The organism is Streptococcus suis (assembly GCF_029616525.1).
In the GTDB taxonomy this organism is placed as follows: Bacteria; Bacillota; Bacilli; order Lactobacillales; family Streptococcaceae; genus Streptococcus; species Streptococcus suis_AF.
This window is the reverse complement of record NZ_JANFME010000016.1, coordinates 25,571-44,740: the sequence shown is the minus strand read 5'-3', so window position 1 is coordinate 44,740 and position 19,170 is coordinate 25,571. Positions and strand designations below refer to the sequence as shown.

General features: G+C 42.1%; 25 protein-coding genes. 5 read left to right on the top strand and 20 right to left on the bottom strand.

The window, feature by feature from the left end; genetic code table 11:
- Window positions 1-120: 120 nt before the first annotated feature.
- Both galU and NOL38_RS07475 read right to left on the bottom strand, forming a co-directional pair.
- Entirely contained in the window at window positions 121-1,020 is a 900-nt protein-coding gene (galU, locus tag NOL38_RS07480; protein ID WP_277941826.1) for a UTP--glucose-1-phosphate uridylyltransferase GalU, read from the bottom strand.
- A 44-nt stretch (window positions 1,021-1,064) separates the two neighbouring features.
- On the bottom strand, window positions 1,065-2,081 hold the full coding sequence (locus NOL38_RS07475; protein ID WP_277941825.1) for an NAD(P)H-dependent glycerol-3-phosphate dehydrogenase: 1,017 nt from the start codon (window positions 2,079-2,081) through the stop codon (window positions 1,065-1,067).
- A gap of 141 nt (window positions 2,082-2,222) precedes the next feature.
- Between NOL38_RS07475 and NOL38_RS07470 the strand changes: the two genes are divergently transcribed.
- The 3 genes from NOL38_RS07470 to NOL38_RS07460 are packed head-to-tail and all read left to right on the top strand — an operon-like array spanning window position 2,223 to window position 6,156.
- On the top strand, window positions 2,223-2,672 hold the full coding sequence (locus NOL38_RS07470; protein ID WP_024414076.1) for a MarR family winged helix-turn-helix transcriptional regulator: 450 nt from the start codon (window positions 2,223-2,225) through the stop codon (window positions 2,670-2,672).
- Complete coding sequence (locus NOL38_RS07465) at window positions 2,665-4,371, top strand: ABC transporter ATP-binding protein (protein WP_248057423.1); 1,707 nt, start codon at window positions 2,665-2,667, stop codon at window positions 4,369-4,371. Before NOL38_RS07470 ends, NOL38_RS07465 begins: the two co-directional genes overlap by 8 nt.
- Window positions 4,372-6,156: an ABC transporter ATP-binding protein gene (locus tag NOL38_RS07460; protein WP_248057421.1), complete on the top strand. Its 1,785-nt coding sequence runs from the start codon at window positions 4,372-4,374 to the stop codon at window positions 6,154-6,156. It abuts the gene before it with no gap.
- Window positions 6,157-6,244: 88 nt separating this feature from the next.
- Here the strand turns inward: NOL38_RS07460 and NOL38_RS07455 are convergent, their stop codons facing one another.
- The 3 genes from NOL38_RS07455 to NOL38_RS07445 form a co-directional block, all read right to left on the bottom strand.
- Window positions 6,245-7,039 (bottom strand): formate/nitrite transporter family protein, encoded by a 795-nt coding sequence (locus NOL38_RS07455; protein WP_277941824.1) that lies wholly within the window; start codon window positions 7,037-7,039, stop codon window positions 6,245-6,247.
- Between the two features lie 229 nt (window positions 7,040-7,268).
- A complete protein-coding gene (locus NOL38_RS07450; RefSeq protein WP_024395770.1) occupies window positions 7,269-8,504 on the bottom strand; it encodes an NAD(P)H-dependent oxidoreductase in 1,236 nt (411 codons plus the stop codon).
- Window positions 8,505-8,518: 14 nt separating this feature from the next.
- Complete coding sequence (locus tag NOL38_RS07445) at window positions 8,519-9,121, bottom strand: NADPH-dependent FMN reductase (RefSeq protein WP_015647489.1); 603 nt, start codon at window positions 9,119-9,121, stop codon at window positions 8,519-8,521.
- A gap of 127 nt (window positions 9,122-9,248) precedes the next feature.
- Here NOL38_RS07445 and NOL38_RS07440 point away from each other — a divergent pair, with 127 nt between their 5' ends.
- A complete protein-coding gene (locus NOL38_RS07440; protein WP_024388516.1) occupies window positions 9,249-9,608 on the top strand; it encodes a YbaN family protein in 360 nt (119 codons plus the stop codon).
- A 627-nt stretch (window positions 9,609-10,235) separates the two neighbouring features.
- Here the strand turns inward: NOL38_RS07440 and NOL38_RS07435 are convergent.
- The 15 genes from NOL38_RS07435 to NOL38_RS07370 form a co-directional block, all read right to left on the bottom strand.
- A complete protein-coding gene (locus NOL38_RS07435; protein WP_277941823.1) occupies window positions 10,236-10,577 on the bottom strand; it encodes a DUF1492 domain-containing protein in 342 nt (113 codons plus the stop codon).
- A gap of 10 nt (window positions 10,578-10,587) precedes the next feature.
- The gene (locus NOL38_RS07430; RefSeq protein WP_277941822.1) at window positions 10,588-11,007 is read right to left on the bottom strand and encodes a hypothetical protein; all 420 of its coding nucleotides are present in this window, start codon (window positions 11,005-11,007) and stop codon (window positions 10,588-10,590) included.
- A 197-nt stretch (window positions 11,008-11,204) separates the two neighbouring features.
- A complete protein-coding gene (locus tag NOL38_RS07425; protein WP_277941821.1) occupies window positions 11,205-11,396 on the bottom strand; it encodes a hypothetical protein in 192 nt (63 codons plus the stop codon).
- A 6-nt stretch (window positions 11,397-11,402) separates the two neighbouring features.
- Window positions 11,403-11,906, bottom strand: a complete 504-nt coding sequence (locus tag NOL38_RS07420; RefSeq protein WP_277941820.1) for a hypothetical protein — start codon at window positions 11,904-11,906, stop codon at window positions 11,403-11,405.
- Between the two features lie 75 nt (window positions 11,907-11,981).
- Window positions 11,982-12,557 (bottom strand): hypothetical protein, encoded by a 576-nt coding sequence (locus NOL38_RS07415; protein WP_277941819.1) that lies wholly within the window; start codon window positions 12,555-12,557, stop codon window positions 11,982-11,984.
- Window positions 12,558-12,577: 20 nt separating this feature from the next.
- On the bottom strand, window positions 12,578-12,751 hold the full coding sequence (locus NOL38_RS07410; protein WP_162841090.1) for a hypothetical protein: 174 nt from the start codon (window positions 12,749-12,751) through the stop codon (window positions 12,578-12,580).
- Between the two features lie 312 nt (window positions 12,752-13,063).
- On the bottom strand, window positions 13,064-14,500 hold the full coding sequence (locus NOL38_RS07405; RefSeq protein WP_044752412.1) for a DNA primase family protein: 1,437 nt from the start codon (window positions 14,498-14,500) through the stop codon (window positions 13,064-13,066).
- Window positions 14,501-14,562: 62 nt separating this feature from the next.
- Entirely contained in the window at window positions 14,563-15,441 is an 879-nt protein-coding gene (locus tag NOL38_RS07400; protein WP_277941818.1) for a primase alpha helix C-terminal domain-containing protein, read from the bottom strand.
- Between the two features lie 134 nt (window positions 15,442-15,575).
- Window positions 15,576-15,860, bottom strand: a complete 285-nt coding sequence (locus NOL38_RS07395; RefSeq protein WP_277941817.1) for an XRE family transcriptional regulator — start codon at window positions 15,858-15,860, stop codon at window positions 15,576-15,578.
- Entirely contained in the window at window positions 15,850-16,188 is a 339-nt protein-coding gene (locus NOL38_RS07390) for a hypothetical protein (protein ID WP_248057410.1), read from the bottom strand. Before NOL38_RS07390 ends, NOL38_RS07395 begins: the two co-directional genes overlap by 11 nt.
- Window positions 16,185-16,334, bottom strand: coding sequence for a hypothetical protein (locus NOL38_RS07385; RefSeq protein ID WP_172091758.1), 150 nt, complete (start codon window positions 16,332-16,334; stop codon window positions 16,185-16,187). Before NOL38_RS07385 ends, NOL38_RS07390 begins: the two co-directional genes overlap by 4 nt.
- Window positions 16,335-16,343: 9 nt before the next feature.
- Window positions 16,344-16,541 carry a hypothetical protein gene (locus tag NOL38_RS10520; protein WP_105144026.1) on the bottom strand — a complete coding sequence of 66 codons (198 nt, stop codon included), beginning with the start codon at window positions 16,539-16,541 and terminating at the stop codon, window positions 16,344-16,346.
- The gene (locus tag NOL38_RS07380) at window positions 16,541-16,969 is read right to left on the bottom strand and encodes a hypothetical protein (RefSeq protein ID WP_044671992.1); all 429 of its coding nucleotides are present in this window, start codon (window positions 16,967-16,969) and stop codon (window positions 16,541-16,543) included. The genes NOL38_RS10520 and NOL38_RS07380 overlap by 1 nt, the downstream gene beginning before the upstream one ends.
- A gap of 465 nt (window positions 16,970-17,434) precedes the next feature.
- Complete coding sequence (locus NOL38_RS07375) at window positions 17,435-18,064, bottom strand: Rha family transcriptional regulator (RefSeq protein ID WP_277941816.1); 630 nt, start codon at window positions 18,062-18,064, stop codon at window positions 17,435-17,437.
- 12 nt (window positions 18,065-18,076) lie between these two features.
- The gene (locus tag NOL38_RS07370) at window positions 18,077-18,274 is read right to left on the bottom strand and encodes a helix-turn-helix domain-containing protein (RefSeq protein WP_277941815.1); all 198 of its coding nucleotides are present in this window, start codon (window positions 18,272-18,274) and stop codon (window positions 18,077-18,079) included.
- A 164-nt stretch (window positions 18,275-18,438) separates the two neighbouring features.
- On the opposite strand from NOL38_RS07370, the gene NOL38_RS07365 reads away from it, so the two are divergent.
- A complete protein-coding gene (locus NOL38_RS07365) occupies window positions 18,439-19,017 on the top strand; it encodes a helix-turn-helix domain-containing protein (RefSeq protein ID WP_277941814.1) in 579 nt (192 codons plus the stop codon).
- Window positions 19,018-19,170 lie beyond the last annotated feature (153 nt).

The window sequence follows — 19,170 nt, the reverse complement described above, 5'->3', positions numbered from 1 at the left end:
AGCCTTTTTATTTTGTCCAAATAGCCACTATTCTGGCAAAAAGACGGACTATCAGACCAATAAACAGAAAAAGACAAACATCAAGCGAGATGTTTGTCTTCATTCTGAAACTAGCGATTGCTAGTTTTTCTTTGTATCTAATTTTTTACCGAGATCAATCAAGTATTGTTTCAAATCATCTTTTACTTGAGGGTGTTGGAGGGCATAGTCGATAGAAGTTTTCATGAAACCGAACTTATCCCCAACATCATAACGGTTGCCTTTGAATTCACGAGCAAACACGCGTTGTGTTTTGTTCAGAGTATCAATGGCATCTGTCAATTGAATCTCGTTCCCGGCACCAGGTTTTTGGTTTTCTAAAATCTCAAAGATTTCAGGAGTGAGTAAGTAGCGTCCGATAATAGCAAGGTCAGAAGGAGCATCTTCTGGTTTTGGTTTTTCCACAAAGGTTTCCACACTATAGAGACCGTTGACACCTTCACCTTGTGGAGCGATAACACCGTATGCAGAAACTTCTTCATGAGGAACGGGCATAACGGCAATGGTTGAAGCATGTGTCTTTTCGTAGTCGTTCATGAGTTGCTTGGTCAGTGGTACGGTCTTAGTATCGGTAATGTCCATGAGGTCATCGCCGAGCATGACAACAAATGGCTCGTTCCCGACAAATGCTTTAGCTTGAAGAACGGCATCACCAAGTCCACGCGGGTGGCTTTGACGGATGAAGTGGAGGCGAATACCTGTAGTCTCATCAACGAGTTTCAACAAATCATTTTTGCATTTTTCTTTGAGGTTGTATTCCAATTCAAAGTTTGAATCAAAGTGGTCTTCGATAGAACGCTTTGATTTACCAGTGACCACCAAAATATCTTCGATACCAGAGCGAAGAGCTTCTTCAACGATAAATTGAATAGTGGGTTTATCAACAATTGGCAACATTTCTTTGGCAAGAGCCTTAGTAGCAGGCAGGAAACGCGTTCCCAAACCTGCTGCAGGGATAACGGCTTTTCTAACTTTTTTCATAAGTATGTAATCCTTTATATTTTGGTTTTCATATTAAATAAGAATCAATGCCATTCATTTTCATGGCGGAATTCACCCGTCATGATTTCTTTGATGGCATCTTCAATACCCGCACCTTGGTAGATGACCTTGTAGATGGCTTGAGTAATAGGCATGTAGACGCCCAATTCCTGTGCCAATTCATAGGCTGCTTTGGTAGTCGAAATACCTTCGATGACCATGCCCATATTGCGTTCTACATCTTCGAGTTTTTCACCGCGACCGAGCTGATCTCCAGCTCTCCAGTTGCGGGAGTGGACAGATGTACCGGTAACAATCAAATCACCAACACCAGAAAGACCGCTGTAAGTCAGAGGATTTGCGCCCATAGCAACGCCTAGACGTGTGATTTCTGTCAAACCGCGAGCGATAATGGCTGCCTTGGCATTATCACCATAACCAAGTCCGTGTAAAGCACCAGCCCCGACGGCGATGATGTTTTTCAAAGCACCAGCTGTTTCTACACCGATTACATCATTGTTGGTGTAGAGGCGGAAGTAGTGGTTGCTGAAGAGGTTTTGCACGTAGGTTGCAGTTTCCAAATCTTTAGATGCGGCAGAAATCAAGGTCAAGTCACGGACAATGGTTTCTTCGGCATGGCTTGGTCCTGAAACCACAACGATTTCCGAGCGGAGTTCAGCAGGAATCTCTTCTTCCAAGACCTCTGACAAACGTTTGTGGCTATCTGGTTCCAACCCTTTGGAAGCGTGCATGACAACTACCTTGTGTTTGAGAGCTTGTGCGACTTGCTTGGCAACTAGTCGTGTTACCTTGGTTGGCACAACGAAAAGAACAGCATCAACTCCTTCAAGAGTTTCTGTCAGATCCTTGTATCCTTTGATATTCTCGTCTAGGACAATATCTTTGAAGTAGCGCGTGTTGGTATGATGTTCATTGATTTCGTCAATTTGTTCAGGAATATTTCCCCAGATACGAACAGAATGTCCGTTATCGTTAAGGACCTGGGCAAGGGCTGTTCCCCAAGAGCCAGGCCCAAGAACAGCAATGGTTTGTTTCTCCATACGATTCCCCTGTGTAAGTATTTTCTATTATTATAACATAGTTGCATTTTTTTGGAAAATAGCAGAGCCAAAACTTGACAATAGTTCTTAAGAGAACTATAATAGTTCTCATGGTAATTATTTTCGTAGAAAGGAGCTGTCATGGGACATACTATTGCAGATTTTCGGAATTTACTCAATCAAATTGAACAAATTAGTGAAACGATTGCCAAGGAATATGATGTGGAGCACCTAGCTGGACCACAGGGGTGGGCTTTGCGTTTCATAGCAGAACGGTCAGACCTTGAAACCTTTGTCAAAGATATTGAAGCAGAGTTGAAAATTTCCAAATCCGTTGCCAGCAATCTGGTTAAGCGAATGGAGAAAAATGACTTTATTCAGGTTTTGCCATCTCAGTTTGATAGACGTTACAAGCAGTTGGTCTTGACAGAGAAAGGTCGGAGCAAGATTTGTCACCTAAAATCCTTCCATGAGGAGATGCACCATTCTCTTTTTAGAGGTATTCAAAAGGAAGAATTTGATTTGGTTAGACAAGTAGCCGATCAATTAAAAGAAAATATTAAACGTTATAAGGAGACGAATCATGTTTAAAGAAGCCATTTTACGTTATAAATGGTACGCCTTAGCATCGGTCTTGTTGACGTCCATTGTCGTAGCAACGACCTTGATGCAACCTAGTTATTTGCAGGATGTTTTGACAGCAGTCTTGGCCAATGACAAGGATGAAATTGTTCGTGTGGGCAAATTACTGCTGATTATTGCTGGAATTGGTCTTTTGGCAGGGCTTGTCAATACCATTGCTGCAGCAAAAATTTCACAAGGGGTATCTGCAGATATTCGTGAGAAGACCTTTCGGAAAATTCAGAGCTTTTCTTATGCCAATATCGAAGAGTTTAACGCAGGGAACTTGGTTGTTCGGATGACTAACGACGTCAATCAAATCCAGAACCTTGTCATGATGCTCTTTACAGTGTTGATGCGGGTTCCATTGCTGTTTGTTGGAGCCTTTATCATGGCGGTGCGGACCATGCCAGAACTCTGGTGGATGATTATTCTCATGGTGGTCTTGATTATGGCCATTATGGCGGTTGTCATGGGGCAAATGGGACCACGTTTTGGTAAATTCCAGTCCCTTATGGACAAGATGAATAGCATTGCCAAAGAAAACCTGCGTGGGATTCGTGTGGTCAAGTCCTTTGTACAAGAAAAAAATCAGTATGCCAAGTTCAAGAAAGTATCCAATGAACTCTTGGATCTCAATCTCTTTATCGGCTATGGTTTTGCTATCTTGCAACCCTTGATGATGTTTATCTCTTATATGGCGATTTTTGCGTCCCTCTACTTGGTGTCTGGGATGTTGAAAACCAACATGGAAGCAGTTGGTGGCTTTACTTCCTTTATGAGCTACCTCATGCAAATCATGTTTGCCATTATCATGACTAGCTTCATGGGTATGCAGGCTTCACGTGCTGCTATTTCTATTAAGCGTATCAGCGAGGTGTTGGATACGGAGCCTGCTATGACCTTCAAGGATGTGGCGGATGAAGAATTGACTGGTAAGATTGTCTTTGACAATGTTAGCTTCACCTATCCACATGATACAGAGCCGACTTTGAAAAATATCTCTTTTGAGATTGAGCCAGGGCAAATGGTTGGTGTGGTTGGTGCAACTGGTGCGGGTAAATCCACTCTTGCTCAACTGATTCCGCGTTTGTTTGACCCGCAAGAAGGAACGGTGTCCATCGGTGGTCGGGACTTGAAAGAAGTCAGCAAGAACACCCTGCGTGATACGGTATCGATTGTCTTGCAAAAGGCTATTCTTTTCTCGGGAACCATTGCGGACAACCTGCGTCAAGGGGCACCTGGTGCTGATTTGCAAAGATTGGAGCGGGCCGCAGGTATTGCCCAAGCCAAAGAATTTATCGACCGTTTGGATGATACCTATGAGAGCCAAGTAGAAGAACGTGGAAATAACTTCTCTGGTGGTCAGAAGCAGCGGATGTCCATTGCTCGTGGAGTGATTGGTGAGCCTAAGGTTTTGGTCTTGGATGATTCGACTTCTGCCCTGGATGCCAAGTCTGAGAAACTGGTCCAAGAGGCTCTCAACCATGATTTGAAAGGGACAACCACTGTCATCGTTGCCCAGAAGATTTCTTCTGTTGTCAAAGCTGATAAGATTTTGGTTCTTGACGAAGGTCGTCTGATCGGCCAAGGTACCCACGCTGAGTTGGTAGCGACAAATGACGTTTACCGTGAAATCTACGAAACACAGAAAGGGAAGGAAGAATAGATGAAAACACTTAGATTTTTCTGGTTTTATTTTAAACGCTATAAACTGTCCTTTGCTGTGATTTTTCTAGCCATTGTGACAGCGACCTACTTGCAGGTTAAGACACCTGTTTTCCTTGGAAATGCCATTGCAGAGATGGGGAAAATTGGTCAGGCTTATTTTGCTGCAGAGCAGATAGGGCAGTCTGGTTTCAAGCCTGATATGACGGATTTTAATGGAGTTATGCTCAATCTTTTCTTTGCCTATGCGGCGACGGTTGTGGCTTCCTTGATTTACACCCTCCTCTTCACGCGTATCGTGGCTCATTCGACCAACCGTATGCGTAAGGGCTTGTTTGGCAAGCTGGAACGTTTGACAGTTGCCTTCTTTGATAGTCACAAGGATGGGGATATTCTTTCTCGCTTTACCAGTGATTTGGACAATATCCAAAACGCTTTTAACCAGTCTTTGACCCAAGTGGTGACCAACATCGCTCTTTATGTTGGTATGGTCATTATGATGTTCCGTCAGGATACTCGCTTGGCCTTGGTGACCATTGCTTCTACGCCAGTTGCCTTGGTTGCCTTGGTCCTTATCATCCGCCTATCACGGAAATATACGGATAAGCAACAGGCTGCGGTATCTAAGCTCAATGCCTACATGGACGAGAAAATTTCTGGACAAAAAGCGATTATTGTACAGGGTGTGCAGGAAGAGACGATTGATGGTTTCTTGGAGCTCAATGAAGAAGTTCGCCGTACGACCTTCAAGGGTCGCTTGTTTGGTGGGATTCTCTTCCCATTTATGAATGGTATGAGTTTGGTCAATACGGCCATTGTTATCTTTGCAGGCTCCAGCATTGTCCTCAACGATAGCTCGCTGGAAACAGCTGCCGCACTTGGTTTGGTGGTGACTTTTGTTCAGTATTCGCAACAGTATTACCAGCCAATCATGCAGGTTGCTGCCAGCTGGGCAGAATTGCAGCTAGCCTTCACAGGAGCTCATCGTATTCAAGAAATGTTTGATGAGCCAGAAGAAGTTCGCCCTCAAAACGCTCCGCTATTTACCGAATTAAAAGAAGGTGTTGAAATCAAGGACATCGACTTTGGCTACCTGCCAGGTCAGAAGGTCTTGGACAAGGTATCTATCTCTGCTCCTAAGGGCAAAATGGTGGCAGTCGTTGGTCCGACGGGGTCTGGTAAGACTACCATTATGAACTTGATCAACCGCTTCTACGATGTCAATGGTGGTAGTGTGGCCTTTGATGGTCGCGATATTCGGGAATATGATCTGGACAGCTTGCGGGATAAGGTCGGCATTGTCTTGCAGGAGTCGGTTCTTTTCTCAGGTACTATTGCGGACAATATCCGCTTTGGTGATGAGAGCATTTCGCAGGAAATGGTGGAAACCGCAGCTCGTGCCACCCATATCCACGACTTTATCATGAGCTTGCCAGAGGGCTATGAGACCTTTGTGACCGATGATGAGAATGTCTTCTCGACAGGTCAGAAACAGCTGATTTCCATTGCCCGTACGCTTTTGACAGACCCACAAGTCTTGATTTTGGACGAAGCAACGTCAAACGTTGATACCGTAACGGAAGCCAAAATCCAGAAAGCTATGGAGGCTATTATCGCAGGACGGACCAGCTTCGTCATTGCCCACCGCCTCAAAACCATCCTCAATGCAGACGAAATCATCGTCCTTAAGGATGGAAAAGTAATCGAGCAAGGCAACCATAGCCAACTCCTCAAACTCAATGGCTTCTACGCCGAACTCTACCACAACCAGTTTGTGTTTGAATAATATATAGAAAAATAAACAGCCAAGATAAGCAGACCACAATCCTTAAACGTTTAGGACGTGGTTTATCTTGGCTGTTTTTGTGGTAGGCTTACTGCTCAATATGGTTGGTTTTGGTTTGATTGAGCCAAGCGTAGGCGATACCGATAAAGAGACCGGCTCCGAGCCAATTTCCAAAAAAGACCACAATCCATTGACGAAGGATATTGCTTATATTGAAGGCTTCGACATTGCTTCGAGTAGCGTTAAAAGCTAGGAGCATGAAAGATGCGAAATTGGCGACCAAATGCTCATTGATGAGGAAAACGAACATAAAAATGGAGGAAATAATGACAAAGAACTTAGCAGACTGTTCTTTGATGAGCATGAAGCCAAGAATTGCCATATTTACAAACATATTAGCCGTGATCCCTTCAATAAAATTACTCCAGTCAGATTTTCCAAGTTTGATGGTAACGGCATTGACGACAAAGCTCTTATCAGAGAGATTGAGGTAGGAGAAGGACTGATTGAAGAGCCAGGCTAGAATAGTAGCGCCTACAAAGTTAAAGAAAGTACAGTATAGCAGCATTTGTGTCACTTTTTTCCAGGTAATTTGCTTATAGTAGGCACCAGTTGTGAGATACATCATGTTAGATGTAGCTAATTCACCACCAAAAATAAGAACAAAAACCAGCCCAATAGCAAAGATGAAGGTAAAGACAAAGCGCGATAAACTTGGAAATTGACTGGCAATAACGTCTGCTCCGATAATACCGACAGCTGTTGACATAGTCAGGTAGGCTCCTGCATACATAGAACGCAAGGCATAGCGGCCTAGACTTTCATCAAAAAGGGCTTCTTTTTTTGAAACTGCAACTGAAATTTTTTCTTGAAATGGTGACATAGGAACTCCTTGTAAAATAATTGTCAATGTTTTGTTTGAAAAATATGGGAGTGGGAAAGAACTCGGCCAGTCAAAAAAGAGTTCGTCTTCCCACCCCCGCACAGTTGATTAGGCCAGATTTGGAGTGCAAAAAACGAACAAATCTGCCAATCAACCACTGCGCTGAGATGTTGACACGAACTCTGAGAAGAGGTGCTGGGCTTTCTGTCCAGCCTCTATATGTGAACGATTAGTGAGCGGATGCACCAGAATTTGCATCTGTCGGTGTGGAAGTAGCAGGGGCACTACCAGCATCTGATGCACCAGAGGTTGCGTCAACATGTGCAGGAGCTGCGGCAGTTCCCGAACCACCAACCAAGCGTTGACCAGTAGCTTCAAGATACCAATCTAGCCATGGTTTGAAATTAAAGATAATTTCATTGATACCAGCGTAGGATCCGTCAGGATAGTACATCGCTTGGTAGTTGTGGGTGTTGATAATTTCAGCAGGGGTACCGGGTACAATGGTACGAACATATTCCTGGTTACCATTACGCAAGGTACCGACAACCCATTCAACATTCTTCATACGGGCAGGAGGTAGCGTACCGTGGACAGTTGACAGGCGATTTCCTACTTGAGCAAGTACCCGTTTACCCAACATGGTATCAGGTTCTTGGTGACTATTGTTGTAGTAGAGGAACTGGTTATTATCATCTGCATAGGTCAATTCAAATGGCATCGCATTGAGGAACATATTGAGTTGGTTAACGGTCAACAGACCATTGTCCAGTTTAACATAGGTGTCTCCCTCAACTGCGTTAACCAATTTAGAAGCCTTTTCTAGCCAATCTGGATCATCGGGATCCACACCAGTGATGGTCGTTGCGATTGGTTTGGTACAGTCTAAATCTTCTGGTGCGATTGGTTTTGGTTTTTTCAATTTGGATACAACACCGACATACTTGATAAAGTTGTCTAGACAGCTTTCTAAGAATTTCACGGTGCCTTCATTGATGATATTGCCCTTATCGTCAAAAGCTTCTTTGGCCTTACCAAGGAGGAATTCATTACCTGGTAGTGTGTAAGCATTGACACCTGGTGCATCTAAAATTTTCCGTAGGTGAACTTGGGCACGAGAAGTTCCTTGATCGTAGTAAGATGCCCCGATAATCATAACTGGTTTATTTTCGAATGGGTGCAAATTAAAGCTGAGCCATTCCAGAGTACTCTTAAGGGCAGGGGTAATGGTATGATTGTGCTCAGGGGTAGCAATAATGACCCCGTCAGCACGGGTGATTTTGTTGTAAAGGTATTGAATTGCAAAACAATCAGACTGGTCTTCGTCCTGATTGAACATTGGAACATCTTTGATTTCCAAAAGTTCTAGTTCAAACTTCACTTTAAAGTGGCGTTGAATGAATTGCAATAGCATACGGTTATAAGATTGATCTGCATTTGATCCAACAATTCCGACAAATTTCATAGTATATTCCTCTCTTACAGGTTTTCCCAATCGAAGTTTTCAGCTTCTTTTTGGAGTAATTTTTTTGCGTTAGATAGCTTGCCAGTCATGGTGACAAAGAGGCGGAAGTCATCAAAGATGGCATCCAGTTTTTGACTAGTTTCTAAATCAATGAGCTCCCCATTGGCATCAAAGGCTTGCAAGGAATGTGACAATAAAAATTCATCTGGCAAGACAGTGGCCTTGAGCTCAGGAGCGTTGAGAATTTGACGTAGCTGTAGTTGGGCACGAGAGGAACCAAGTGTTCCATAAGAAGCACCAGTAATCATAACTGGTTTGTTTAATAGTGGATAGACACCGTATGATACCCAAGCAAGGGCATTCATAAGGACAGCTGGGATAGAGTGGTCATATTCGGGAGTTCCGATGATGACTCCGTCAGCAGCCTCAATTTTTGCGACCAATTCTTTGACAATTTCTGGTAATTCTCGATTGGCTGGTTTATTGAAGATTGGGAGTTCCTTGATTTCAACCAGTTCGATATCTGCCTTATCAGCGAAGTGTTGTTCAATGTACTGCAAGAGTTTGCGGTTGGTTGAGCGAGCGGAGTTTGTTCCGACCAGTCCTAGAAGTTTCATAGCGTCTTCTCTCTTTCCAAAATTTTGTACCTTTATCATACCCATTTATCCAATAAAATGCAAGCGTTTTCTGAAAATGTGATAAAATTGTTCAAAAATTCACGAGTTCTTTTGGTATAATATTAGTATGCAGAGAATATTCTATCTAGTATTTGGTTTTGTTAGTTTGATGGTTGGTGTCATTGGGATTGTTTTGCCGATAGTTCCGACAACCCCTTTTTTACTTTTAGCTGGTTTTTGCTTTGCGAGAAGTTCAAAAAGGTTTGAAAAATGGCTACGCAATACAAAAATTTATCAATTTTACGTAGCTGATTACGTTGAGACCAAATCCATTTCCCGCAAACGAAAAAAGCAAATCATCTGGCAAATTTACTTACTCATGGCAATTTCTATCTGGCTGGCTCCTATTTTATTGGTCAAAATGGGATTGGGACTATTAACAATCTTCATCACTTACTATTTGTTTTGGGTCATACCGGAGAAATAAAGTCAGATTTGATGGTTGAACATCGTCCTCAAAGATGGAAAGGTAATCGAGCAAGGCAACCACAGCTAGCTCCTCAAACTCAACGGCTTCTACGCCGAACTCTACCACAACCAGTTTGTGTTTGAATAAAGTTGAAAACCCCAGCCACTAGGTTGGAGTTTTGCTTTTAGCCTGCGAATAAATTATAATAGAGAGCGTATTATGCATGAAGAAATTGAAGGGAAACTACTATGAAAATCCGTGGAATTGAAATTTGACTAACGTTTGAGAGTGTCATAACTCCCAAACTCGTGATTTTACTGGGTTTTTAAAAAATCGTATCTCTTTAGATTTCCTTAGAACACCTCCAAAGGTGAACAAGAAGGTGAACAAATTTTACAATGAAAAAAGGTTATCAAATTAACGTTTGACAACCTAAAAATTATATGAGTTCAGCAGGCAAGTACTAGCGTAGTGAGTAGCTGCGCTTTTTTGATTGCTGGTAAGTGTATTATACCATAGTCATGCACCGCTGTCTTGGTTTATCTTGGTAGTGCGTGCGGTATTGTCTTGCTGTATCTGAACATATTTCACGCGAAAAAATTTGTACAGTGACGGCGTGAAGTGCGATAAGTAGGGTAGGTAGGGTTACCCGCCCCTATATCGTTCTAGTATCCCGCTACGGTACTGACTGGCAAACTCTTCCAAGGCTTTATTCTTAGCCAAGTAGTAAGTAGATGACTTAATGCCAAGGCGTTGTGCTTGCTCTGCTGAACGTATCTTTTCGGGCAATATATAACTCATGATAAGTACGGCTCGATGTCTTGGTCTAGCTATTGCATTGACTACCTTTATAATCTCATTCACTTCTTCAGGGGCTTCACGTTGCCAATCGTGTTTTCTGTCTTTGTAATCCTCTGGATCAAATTCTAATGACGGTATCAGCCAATTGTCAAAGCTCTCTGACGGCCCATGAAATAGGTTAGCCACCCTGCACCACCTATGAAACTCCTCCAGTTTTCTTTTTGCTAGTTGTTTGCTCAAGTTCTTCCAGTCCTTTCTTGTGATAGTCGTATAGACTGCTCTGGGAGTAGTATGGTAGTGTCCGCTTGATGATCGGCCAAGAACAGCCGTTTACATACTTCAACCGCATTATCAGACTTGCAACTGGATCAGCGATTGCATCTATACGGGCTGATAGTTCGCTGTAATCGATATACAACTGTGCTAGTTCAATTTCTAGTTGCTCAATCTTTTCAATCCGTTTGACAACCTGGTCTTCTGTATTGTTCTTCTTGGATCGTGTTACCCTCTGACTTTGATAGTCTGGTGTGTTGACAATGCCAGTCCTCAAGGCTTCAATCTCTCTCTTCTTTGCCTGTACCAGCTTTTCAAACTTAGACAACTGTTTTAGATCCACGCTACGCACCTCCGTGTGATATAATAGTTTTAGGTTTTTACTCACATAGTCAGTGCGTGCGCATTGGCTTTTTTTTGTGTAATCACGCGCCACCGTGTCTAAACATTATCTCTTTTAGATTGCTAAAAATGCCGAATACCTCCCCTAAACCTCCCTATTTTACTTATCCAACCTAGCCTAAACCTAATCATTTTCATTCATCTAACTTTCAAGATTATATAGCGTTCGGATATTCGTCGTTTTGAAAAATCAAAAAACGCTCCGTATTTTTGCACCCTTTTAACCCTGTGAATGCTTGATAGTACTAGCTTTTTAGCCCCCACCGTTCCGCCTTTATTTGTTTTGTAAAGCGAACGTTTGTAGTATTCGTTCGTTTTGGAAATTGCCATAGTACTTCACCTAGATAACACTCTCAGCCAATAGCTATCCCCTTTTCTAACATAGTTCAAAAACCTTTGATAATGTTTATAATATCTATCACGCTTCATTCTCTTTGGACGGCTAGGAAAGCCATCAAACATATAACCGCCACGCTTAGGGGTCCAGCCTGGTTGGACCTTCCTAGCCTCCCTTAGTGCACGTTCCCAATAATACTGACAATCTGTCTTACTGCGGTTTAATGTCTGCTTGTGGATCTGCTGGCAGTTTCCGCAAGCATAAAACAAATACCGCTTATAAAGTTTTCTGCACCGCCTACCACAATCAGGGCAAAGAAAGAAGTAGCGATGCCCGCCTTTTGTTCCTGGTATCCTGGCCAATTCAAAGCTCTCTCTACCCATAACAATAAAAAGGTTGTCTAAGTCAATAGTTAAGGGGAAACCGTCTAATTCAGCTTTTCCCTGAGTTATTCCTTTCTTTTTCATAGCTCTGGTAAATGTCTCTATATACAATACTTTCATTCAAAAAATACCCCTATACTGTAAAAACCCAAAACTATTGGCTTAACGACGAAAAGAGCCCGTAGGCTCTTCTGGCTATTCTGCTGAATACTTCCACAAAGCGCAATAGTTATCTTCAGTATCCAGCTCCTTCAGTAACTTTCTTGCTTCATCATCTACGGCCGTCATATTCTCCCATACCCCATTCACTGCCATATCAGGATAATCATCGTCTAGCACGCTGTCAGCTAGTTCCATCAGTTCAAGCTCTAACCCAGCCACTTTTTTAAGTAAACTATCAAAGTCTTCTGACTGCTTGAGTTGTTCCACGCGCTGGCGGGTGTACTCCTGTTCGATTTCCTGTTCTTGTTCGTAGTCGTCCAAGTCTTCGCCTGTTAACTCATCAGGATTGTTGTAGTAGTCTTGGAAACTGTCACAAATCCGCTTGAAGGTTTCAGTAAGTTCAGTATCTGCCACATATTCCACCGCCAAACGGTTGTAATCTCCGCCCACTTTGTCACTCTTATAATGCACTTCGATAGCTGGTTGCTCAAATGTTCCTGTCATGTAGCCCATAAGCGCGTGCCCTGCAACTTGTGCGGTGTCGTGATCTTTGAAGGTGTAGTCAAATGTAAATGTGTTTGGTGTGTCTGAAATAGTTTTTAGTGTCATGTTGTTTGTCTCCGTTTCTGTTATTTGTATAAGACTAGTATATGTGTTACTGTGCCAAAGCTGTCAGAATACCCCGCTGATGCCATAGCGATTTTCACGTCAACCACTTCAACGGTTGCCATGAACTCGTTTACTCGCTCTTCAAAATCTTGTGGGCTTTCTTTAGCCAAGTTTTTTAATAGTTTAATTTTCATGTTTTTCCTCACTTTAAGATAAATTATGTAAACTTTTGGAATGTAGTAGTTCTTTTCAAAAAAGAATAACTACACTGTTAAACCCTTGTGCCGTAAGGGGTTAGCCACTTTGTAGTGAATGTAGTCGTTCTTTTCAAAAAAAGTTTTATTTTTTATATATAGCTCTTTTTTTTACTTTCCTATATACATACTTAAAAAACAACGACTACAACGACTACAAACAACACGTAAACCCTTGATATGATTGAATAAATTCTGTAGTCGTTCTCCAAAAAAACAACGACTACAGAACGACTACAACGACTACAAAATCTACTCATCTTTTTCAACCAACCGTAAAGGGTATTCGGTGTACTCTGCAATGGTCAGCGGATAGGGAAAAACTTCAGCTTCTTTTTTCTTCAATCTGCCTTGTCTGAGTGAATACTTACCGCCTGTGTGTACCCTCAAGATTCTTACAAGGTCTTTCCCGAAACTGTACGGAATATGTGCCGATAGGTCATTCTCAGCTAAAAAAGTCCGATATTCTTCTTTTATCCATTTCAGGGGAACACGCTCTATCAAATGTAATTCCCGTTCGGTATAGTCGTCCGTCACAAATGCGTATAAGTAGTCATTTTCTTTCTTGTAGCTGTCAATCTCTTTGGTCACTGCTTCGGGTTCAATAAACTTGTCAAACGCTGGCATATTCAAGATTTTAAATAGTACCCACTCTAACAGCTCTGTATCTTTCAAGAATATGTTTTTAATCTCTGGGCGTTCTTTCTGGCCATTAAAATCCGCTTTGAACGGTACAATACAAAGCCGTCTATACCAGCCTTGTGACTTGTTCCGAACTCTTGGCAACTCGTTAGCAGAAAACAAACAGAATAGTTTTAAACTCAACTCAAAGGGTTGTTGGTGTTTCGGGTTAATTGTCACGGTGTCGCCTGTCACAATACTCATCAGATCAGAAACTTCATCGATGTATCTGTTAGAAATATCATCACCGATATTACAAACTTTACCCGATAGACTGGCTAAGTTGTGCCCCTCGAATTGGTCGGGGCGTAAGGTTGCCACCTTGTCCGCTCCTATCAGGTTCATCAGTAGGCTCTGAAATGTGCCCTTACCGTTGTTTCCGTCACCTAATAGAATTGCAAGTTTTCCCCGTGTCCTATTTGGGTTGATAGCTTCATTCATGATCTGCCACAATAAAGCATATATTTCACTGTCACCGCATGCAATAATGTCTAGCCATTGTTCAAAGTCAAACCAGCCATCTAGTATTGGTTTTCTTGCTGCTCCATTGTATGCCGTTCTAATCTTACTTGTGATAACAAAATCAGGGCTAAATGGTTCTAATTGCTTTGTCTTGAGATTAAACACCCCGTTTGCTACGGGTATGCGTGTGTGGTCGCTGAAAGGTTTGGAAATTCGGGTAGTTGTCCGAATGAACGCCCGAATGTCTGCCCATGCTCTAGGTTTTAACCTGCTGTCAAACTTAGCACATAGTTTGTTGAATAAGTCCACGCTATCAGTATATACACCCTTGTCGTAGTGATACAGGTATAGCGGTGACTTGTCCGAACTGTCACCCGTGGAGATGAAAGCAAAGTGACAAACCTGTCGTAAATACTTAGCTACGGTACTAACTTCTGGGATTGGAATTACTATTTTTTCATTCTTCTTGCCCTCGTTGACTGTGTACTGGTGTTCTTCTCTCCAGATTACGCCAAGTTCGTATAATGTGTTATAAAGTTCCTTCATGCTTGTAGGCTCTGAAAACTCTGCCAATGCTGTCGCATGGTCAAGTTCTGCCTGTAATTGTTCTAGTTCGATATTCCTAACCCTCGCTTTCTAATTTCTGTTTTTACAATACTTTCAAACGTTGCTTCCAGTTCGCTATCTGGCAACGGTTCAGCCGTCACGCTGTTGGCTATCTTGGTAAGCTCCCACGCTGTCGGTATATCACAGTTGACCCATTTACCAACCAACAAGCCTACAAAGCGGGTAACTGCTACATTCCTACCGCCTTCATCTCCAAAGCCATCAAAAAGCGTATCTATAACCCTCATAGTGATTGAACGGTGTCCGCTAGGTCGTGGGGTGTAAGTAGTAGTTACAGCCCTTTTTGTCGGCTGTTTATCCAATACCGCTTGAATAGGGTAATCGCTCCCCCTGTGGATAATTTTCTGATATTCTTCTGGATCTCCAGTCGTCACGGGTAAGCCCTGCAACTGTGACCAGGTTAAACTAGCTATATCAAAGGGTAGTCCGATTTTATCCGCTATCTCTTGCACTGTTGCCCTGTAGGTCGTTTCTTTCATCTTGTGACTAGGCTTCACTACAAGCCTATAACGGGGCTTTTTAGCCGTGTGTTTGATTGTCGGGAAAATGATATAGGAGTATTCAGAAAGTGCCTCAGAAACGATTCTGGGAAAGTCTACGCTTGCTTCTAGCTCGTCATAGTCCAAGAAAATCAAATCACGATAGACTAGGCTTGAATTATTCCGCCTATGAGTGCCTTTTTTATCTGCTGTGACTTTGCCACTGATACAGTAGGGGGCTTGTGTGCGTTTGAATTGTTCAATGTCCACACCCTCAGGTACTTTCATAGGTCTAAACTGTGCGATATACTCAAACGGTTCTAACCTATCAAACGGATAGACTAGATTATTCTGAAAGCCCCTAGCCTCGTAAATTGCCACATTATCGCCCCTTTCTCCGTTTCTTCTTCAGCTTTTTAAGCCTTTGCTGTTCCTTTAGCTGGTCCAGGGTTGGGCGACGATCTTTATAAAGTTTAATATCGTGGTAGTGTCCGCCGCTGTCTGCTGGGTGTATGCTATACCTTGCCATTCTCCACCCCCAAAAATATCAAAATATCACTAATCCTATAAAATATTTTCTTAGTGTCCTCTATCGGTGGTTGGTATCGTCTCAGCCCGTTATCCTCCCACCGCTTCAAAGTCTTGTATTCTATGTCTAGTTCATCTTTGACTTGCTGGGCTGTAATTAGCCCTGTCAGTCTTGTTTTAGATTTCTCACGCGCCACCAGGTAATTCTCTATAAGCTCCAGAATGCCCGTTTTTAAGTCTGCTTCACTCTGTGCGGTTAGTTCAAGCCTCATCTCTATACTTCCTCCAGTCTTGCAAGTCTGCGGTCAGTAGCGCGTGAATACGCTTGTGTTCTTGGTCGTATTGCCGTTGGAGCGGTAGCACTCCAGCAAGTCGTTCCACTTCATTCTGGGGGATATAGTAGCCCCCTTGCTTGTTATCACGCCCGCCACATACTGGAATGCCATAGTCAACTATTAGCTGGCGGATATGTTCCCGAATGGTTCGGATGTCCAAGCCTGTCAGCTTCTCAATGTCTGGGGCGGTGATTGGCAAGTCCATTCCAAGCGGTAGGAGCTTGAAAACTTTATATAAGTGATCTGGTAGTTTGTTTTTTGTCATGCCTGTGCCTCCAGACTAGCGATTTTGTATTTTATCCAGAGTAATTTAGTATCGTGGTCCATATCAAGATAGTTTTGCATTTCTTCTGGTGTAGTGTGTTTGCGTATTGCTTCCGCTATGTGTTCAAGCTCTCTAAGTGTCAGCATAGTTTCCCCCTAATTGTAATATCTGCCCTGTGATTGAATATAGGCCCCGTAGTTCGCATTTGTCAGCCGTCTGGTATGATTACCCTCTGGCTTGTCTTTGGGCTTGCTATGGAGCTGATACGTTCCTAGATGTAACCATAGAAAGATATTCAGCGGTGTTAGAATTGCGATAAGCGTTAACGCTGTTTCAATTGTCATTTCTTGCATTATAGTAACCCTCGCTCTTTTAGATCTTCGATAACTAGACTGCGTAAATAGGTCCAAGTGGAAGCAGTAGCGTGTGTAATGCCGTTACTCAAATTATTCTCTTTGATAGCCTTATCTAAAAAATTGAATAGCAACCACTCAGGGGCTTTCTTGTATCGCTCCGTGATTTCATTGTCGTGCTTTTTAAGCTCTCCAAGCAAGTTGTTTACATTCGCTTGATAAAACTCTTCATGGTCCGCCTCAGCCACTTTATAAGCCTCTGAAAGCCTGTAAAACTCCATCCAGAGTGTTGTAATAGCCGTCCTACACTCTTCAGCGATTTCAGTAGCTCCCTTGTGACCTTTGGCTATATGCCACTCGCTCAGAATGTCCAATTTTTCTTCTGCGACTTGTAACTTTTCTTCAAACTGTTCAAAATACTGTTTCATGTAGTTCTTACCTCGTTTTTTTTATTGTGCCTGTGTAATGGCCTAGTGGGCTTTATCCTGTTTGTAAAAGGCTCGATTTCTTTACTATACTTTTTCTTTATACATTTCTTTGTTAGCCTAGACTATCCCCAGCGGATAACCGCCCCAAACTTACCAGGTTACCCTGTGGTCATGTAAGCCTGTGCCAAATGATAGACTAGCTGTGTGTAATTTTCTTAGGTTGGTTTAGGCTGCTCTGGGTCCATGACAACCTAATGGCGATACCAGCACCTAATACTTTTCTGCTCCAGTTTTAAGGGTTAGCGCCCCTCTGTATGGTCATAATGTCCTAGATATGGTATAATCTAGCTATTAAATCTTTACTAAAACCCTTTTAATAACAGCTTGCCTGCTTGTTAATTTTGTTTTAGTTAGTGATTAAAAGGCTTTGCTGGTTGGTCCCTGTTAAGCCTTTTTTTATTGTTCTCACGCGCCTTGGTGTGCGTTTTTTAGTGGTCTGAATACCATATTCTTAATATCTTGGTATGTCATGTCTAGGTTGATCATCGCGATAGCCATGTCTTCTAGTGCCTGGTACCTGATAAGTTCCTGACTGGTTAGGCTATCAATGCCATTATGTCCGCCACGGTGTGCCACTAGCTGGCGTTTGTTCATTCCAGTAGTTCCCTTTAGCAAGAGGTTTGTAACAGTACTGTGCGCGTGTTTTGGGGCTTCCTGCCATGTTTCAATAGCTTCATGTAGTGCCTTACGTTTGGGCTTCTCTAGTGCCCTCTGGTAGCGAAACTCTGCCACTTCGTCCCGCATTTCAAAGAATGCTCGGACTAGGTTTGTTTTGAATTTGACAACCTGAGGTGTATTGTCCAGATAAGTGATCAGCAAAGTAGCCTGTTGTTCGTTTAAGTGATATACCTTTTTGGGTCTGCCTTTTCCGTCTAATTTATGGATTTCAAATCCATAAAATCCAAACGCCTCAAATCGTTCTTTGTGATTTCTCAATAGGCGTGTAATAGTGTGGTGTTGTACTCCAGCACATTCTGCGATTATCTCGCTTGTGGTGTACGGATCTTTCCGTCCGTCCATGTAAACTAATTCCATGCTTGCCCTTTCTTATTCCTCTGGTGTTAATAGTTCATCAATCGTCACGCCTAAATAGTTTGCGACTTTTTGAAGCGTTTCAATATCTGGCTTCTTGGTACGTTCGTAGTACAAAGCTGTTAAAGTGCTTTTTGAAATGCCTGTAGCCTCGTAAACGTCAGATACCTTTTTGCGTTGCTTAGCTAGCAATACACGCATATTGTTCTTCATAGTTTTAAACCTCCTTTTTTGAAAATATAGAAAAAATGAAGCGCTAGCGCTAAATTTATGTTTTTAATTATACACTATATTTTTATCGTGTCAAGTAAAAAAATAAAAAAACTTGAAAAAAAATAGCGTATAAGCTAAAATGTTTTCAAGGAGGTAATCTAGATATGATTCGTAATAATTTAGCAAAACTAATGATTGATAGGGGGATAACCGCCACCAAGTTATTTAATGATACAGGGATAGCGCGTTCGACAATCTCAAAAATATCAAATAACAATACAGATAAAATCAGTTTGCAAACAATTGACAAGTTATGTTATGTCTTGGGAGTATCTCCTGCAGAATTCTTTGATTATATTCCGTATGAAGTGACAATAAATTTGGGATTCGAAAACTATGATTCATTATCAGATTTAGAGAATGATAACCATATTCCGGTAGATAATTGGGAAGAAAATATTTTTATGTTCGTAAATGTATTTCACCATGGGAAAAAATACTCAATCGAATATCAAGGTACTTGCCTTTTTAGTTCAGAAGCATTTTTTAAATGCTCCCATATAAATATCAGCGTTCTTCATGATGAAGATAATGTTAGCGATATTATATATAGTTGGCCTGTACAATTTCGAAACGACTTTATCAACCTAGTACGCGAAAAGGTGCAAAACTATTTTGATGCAGACCCTGCTGAAGTTGACAAGAGTATAAATTTAGATACTTTGTTAGGGCTTGTCTTTTAACGTTTCACCACATTCAAACACTTCTCTGGTATATTTATCCTACTGAATTATTCCACGCGCCTAGGGTCGTTCTAGTGGACTGTGTGGAGTGGAAAAAAGTCCGCAGAAGTCCGCATTAAAAAAAGTCGGATTTTGTCGGTTGCTGAAAAAATG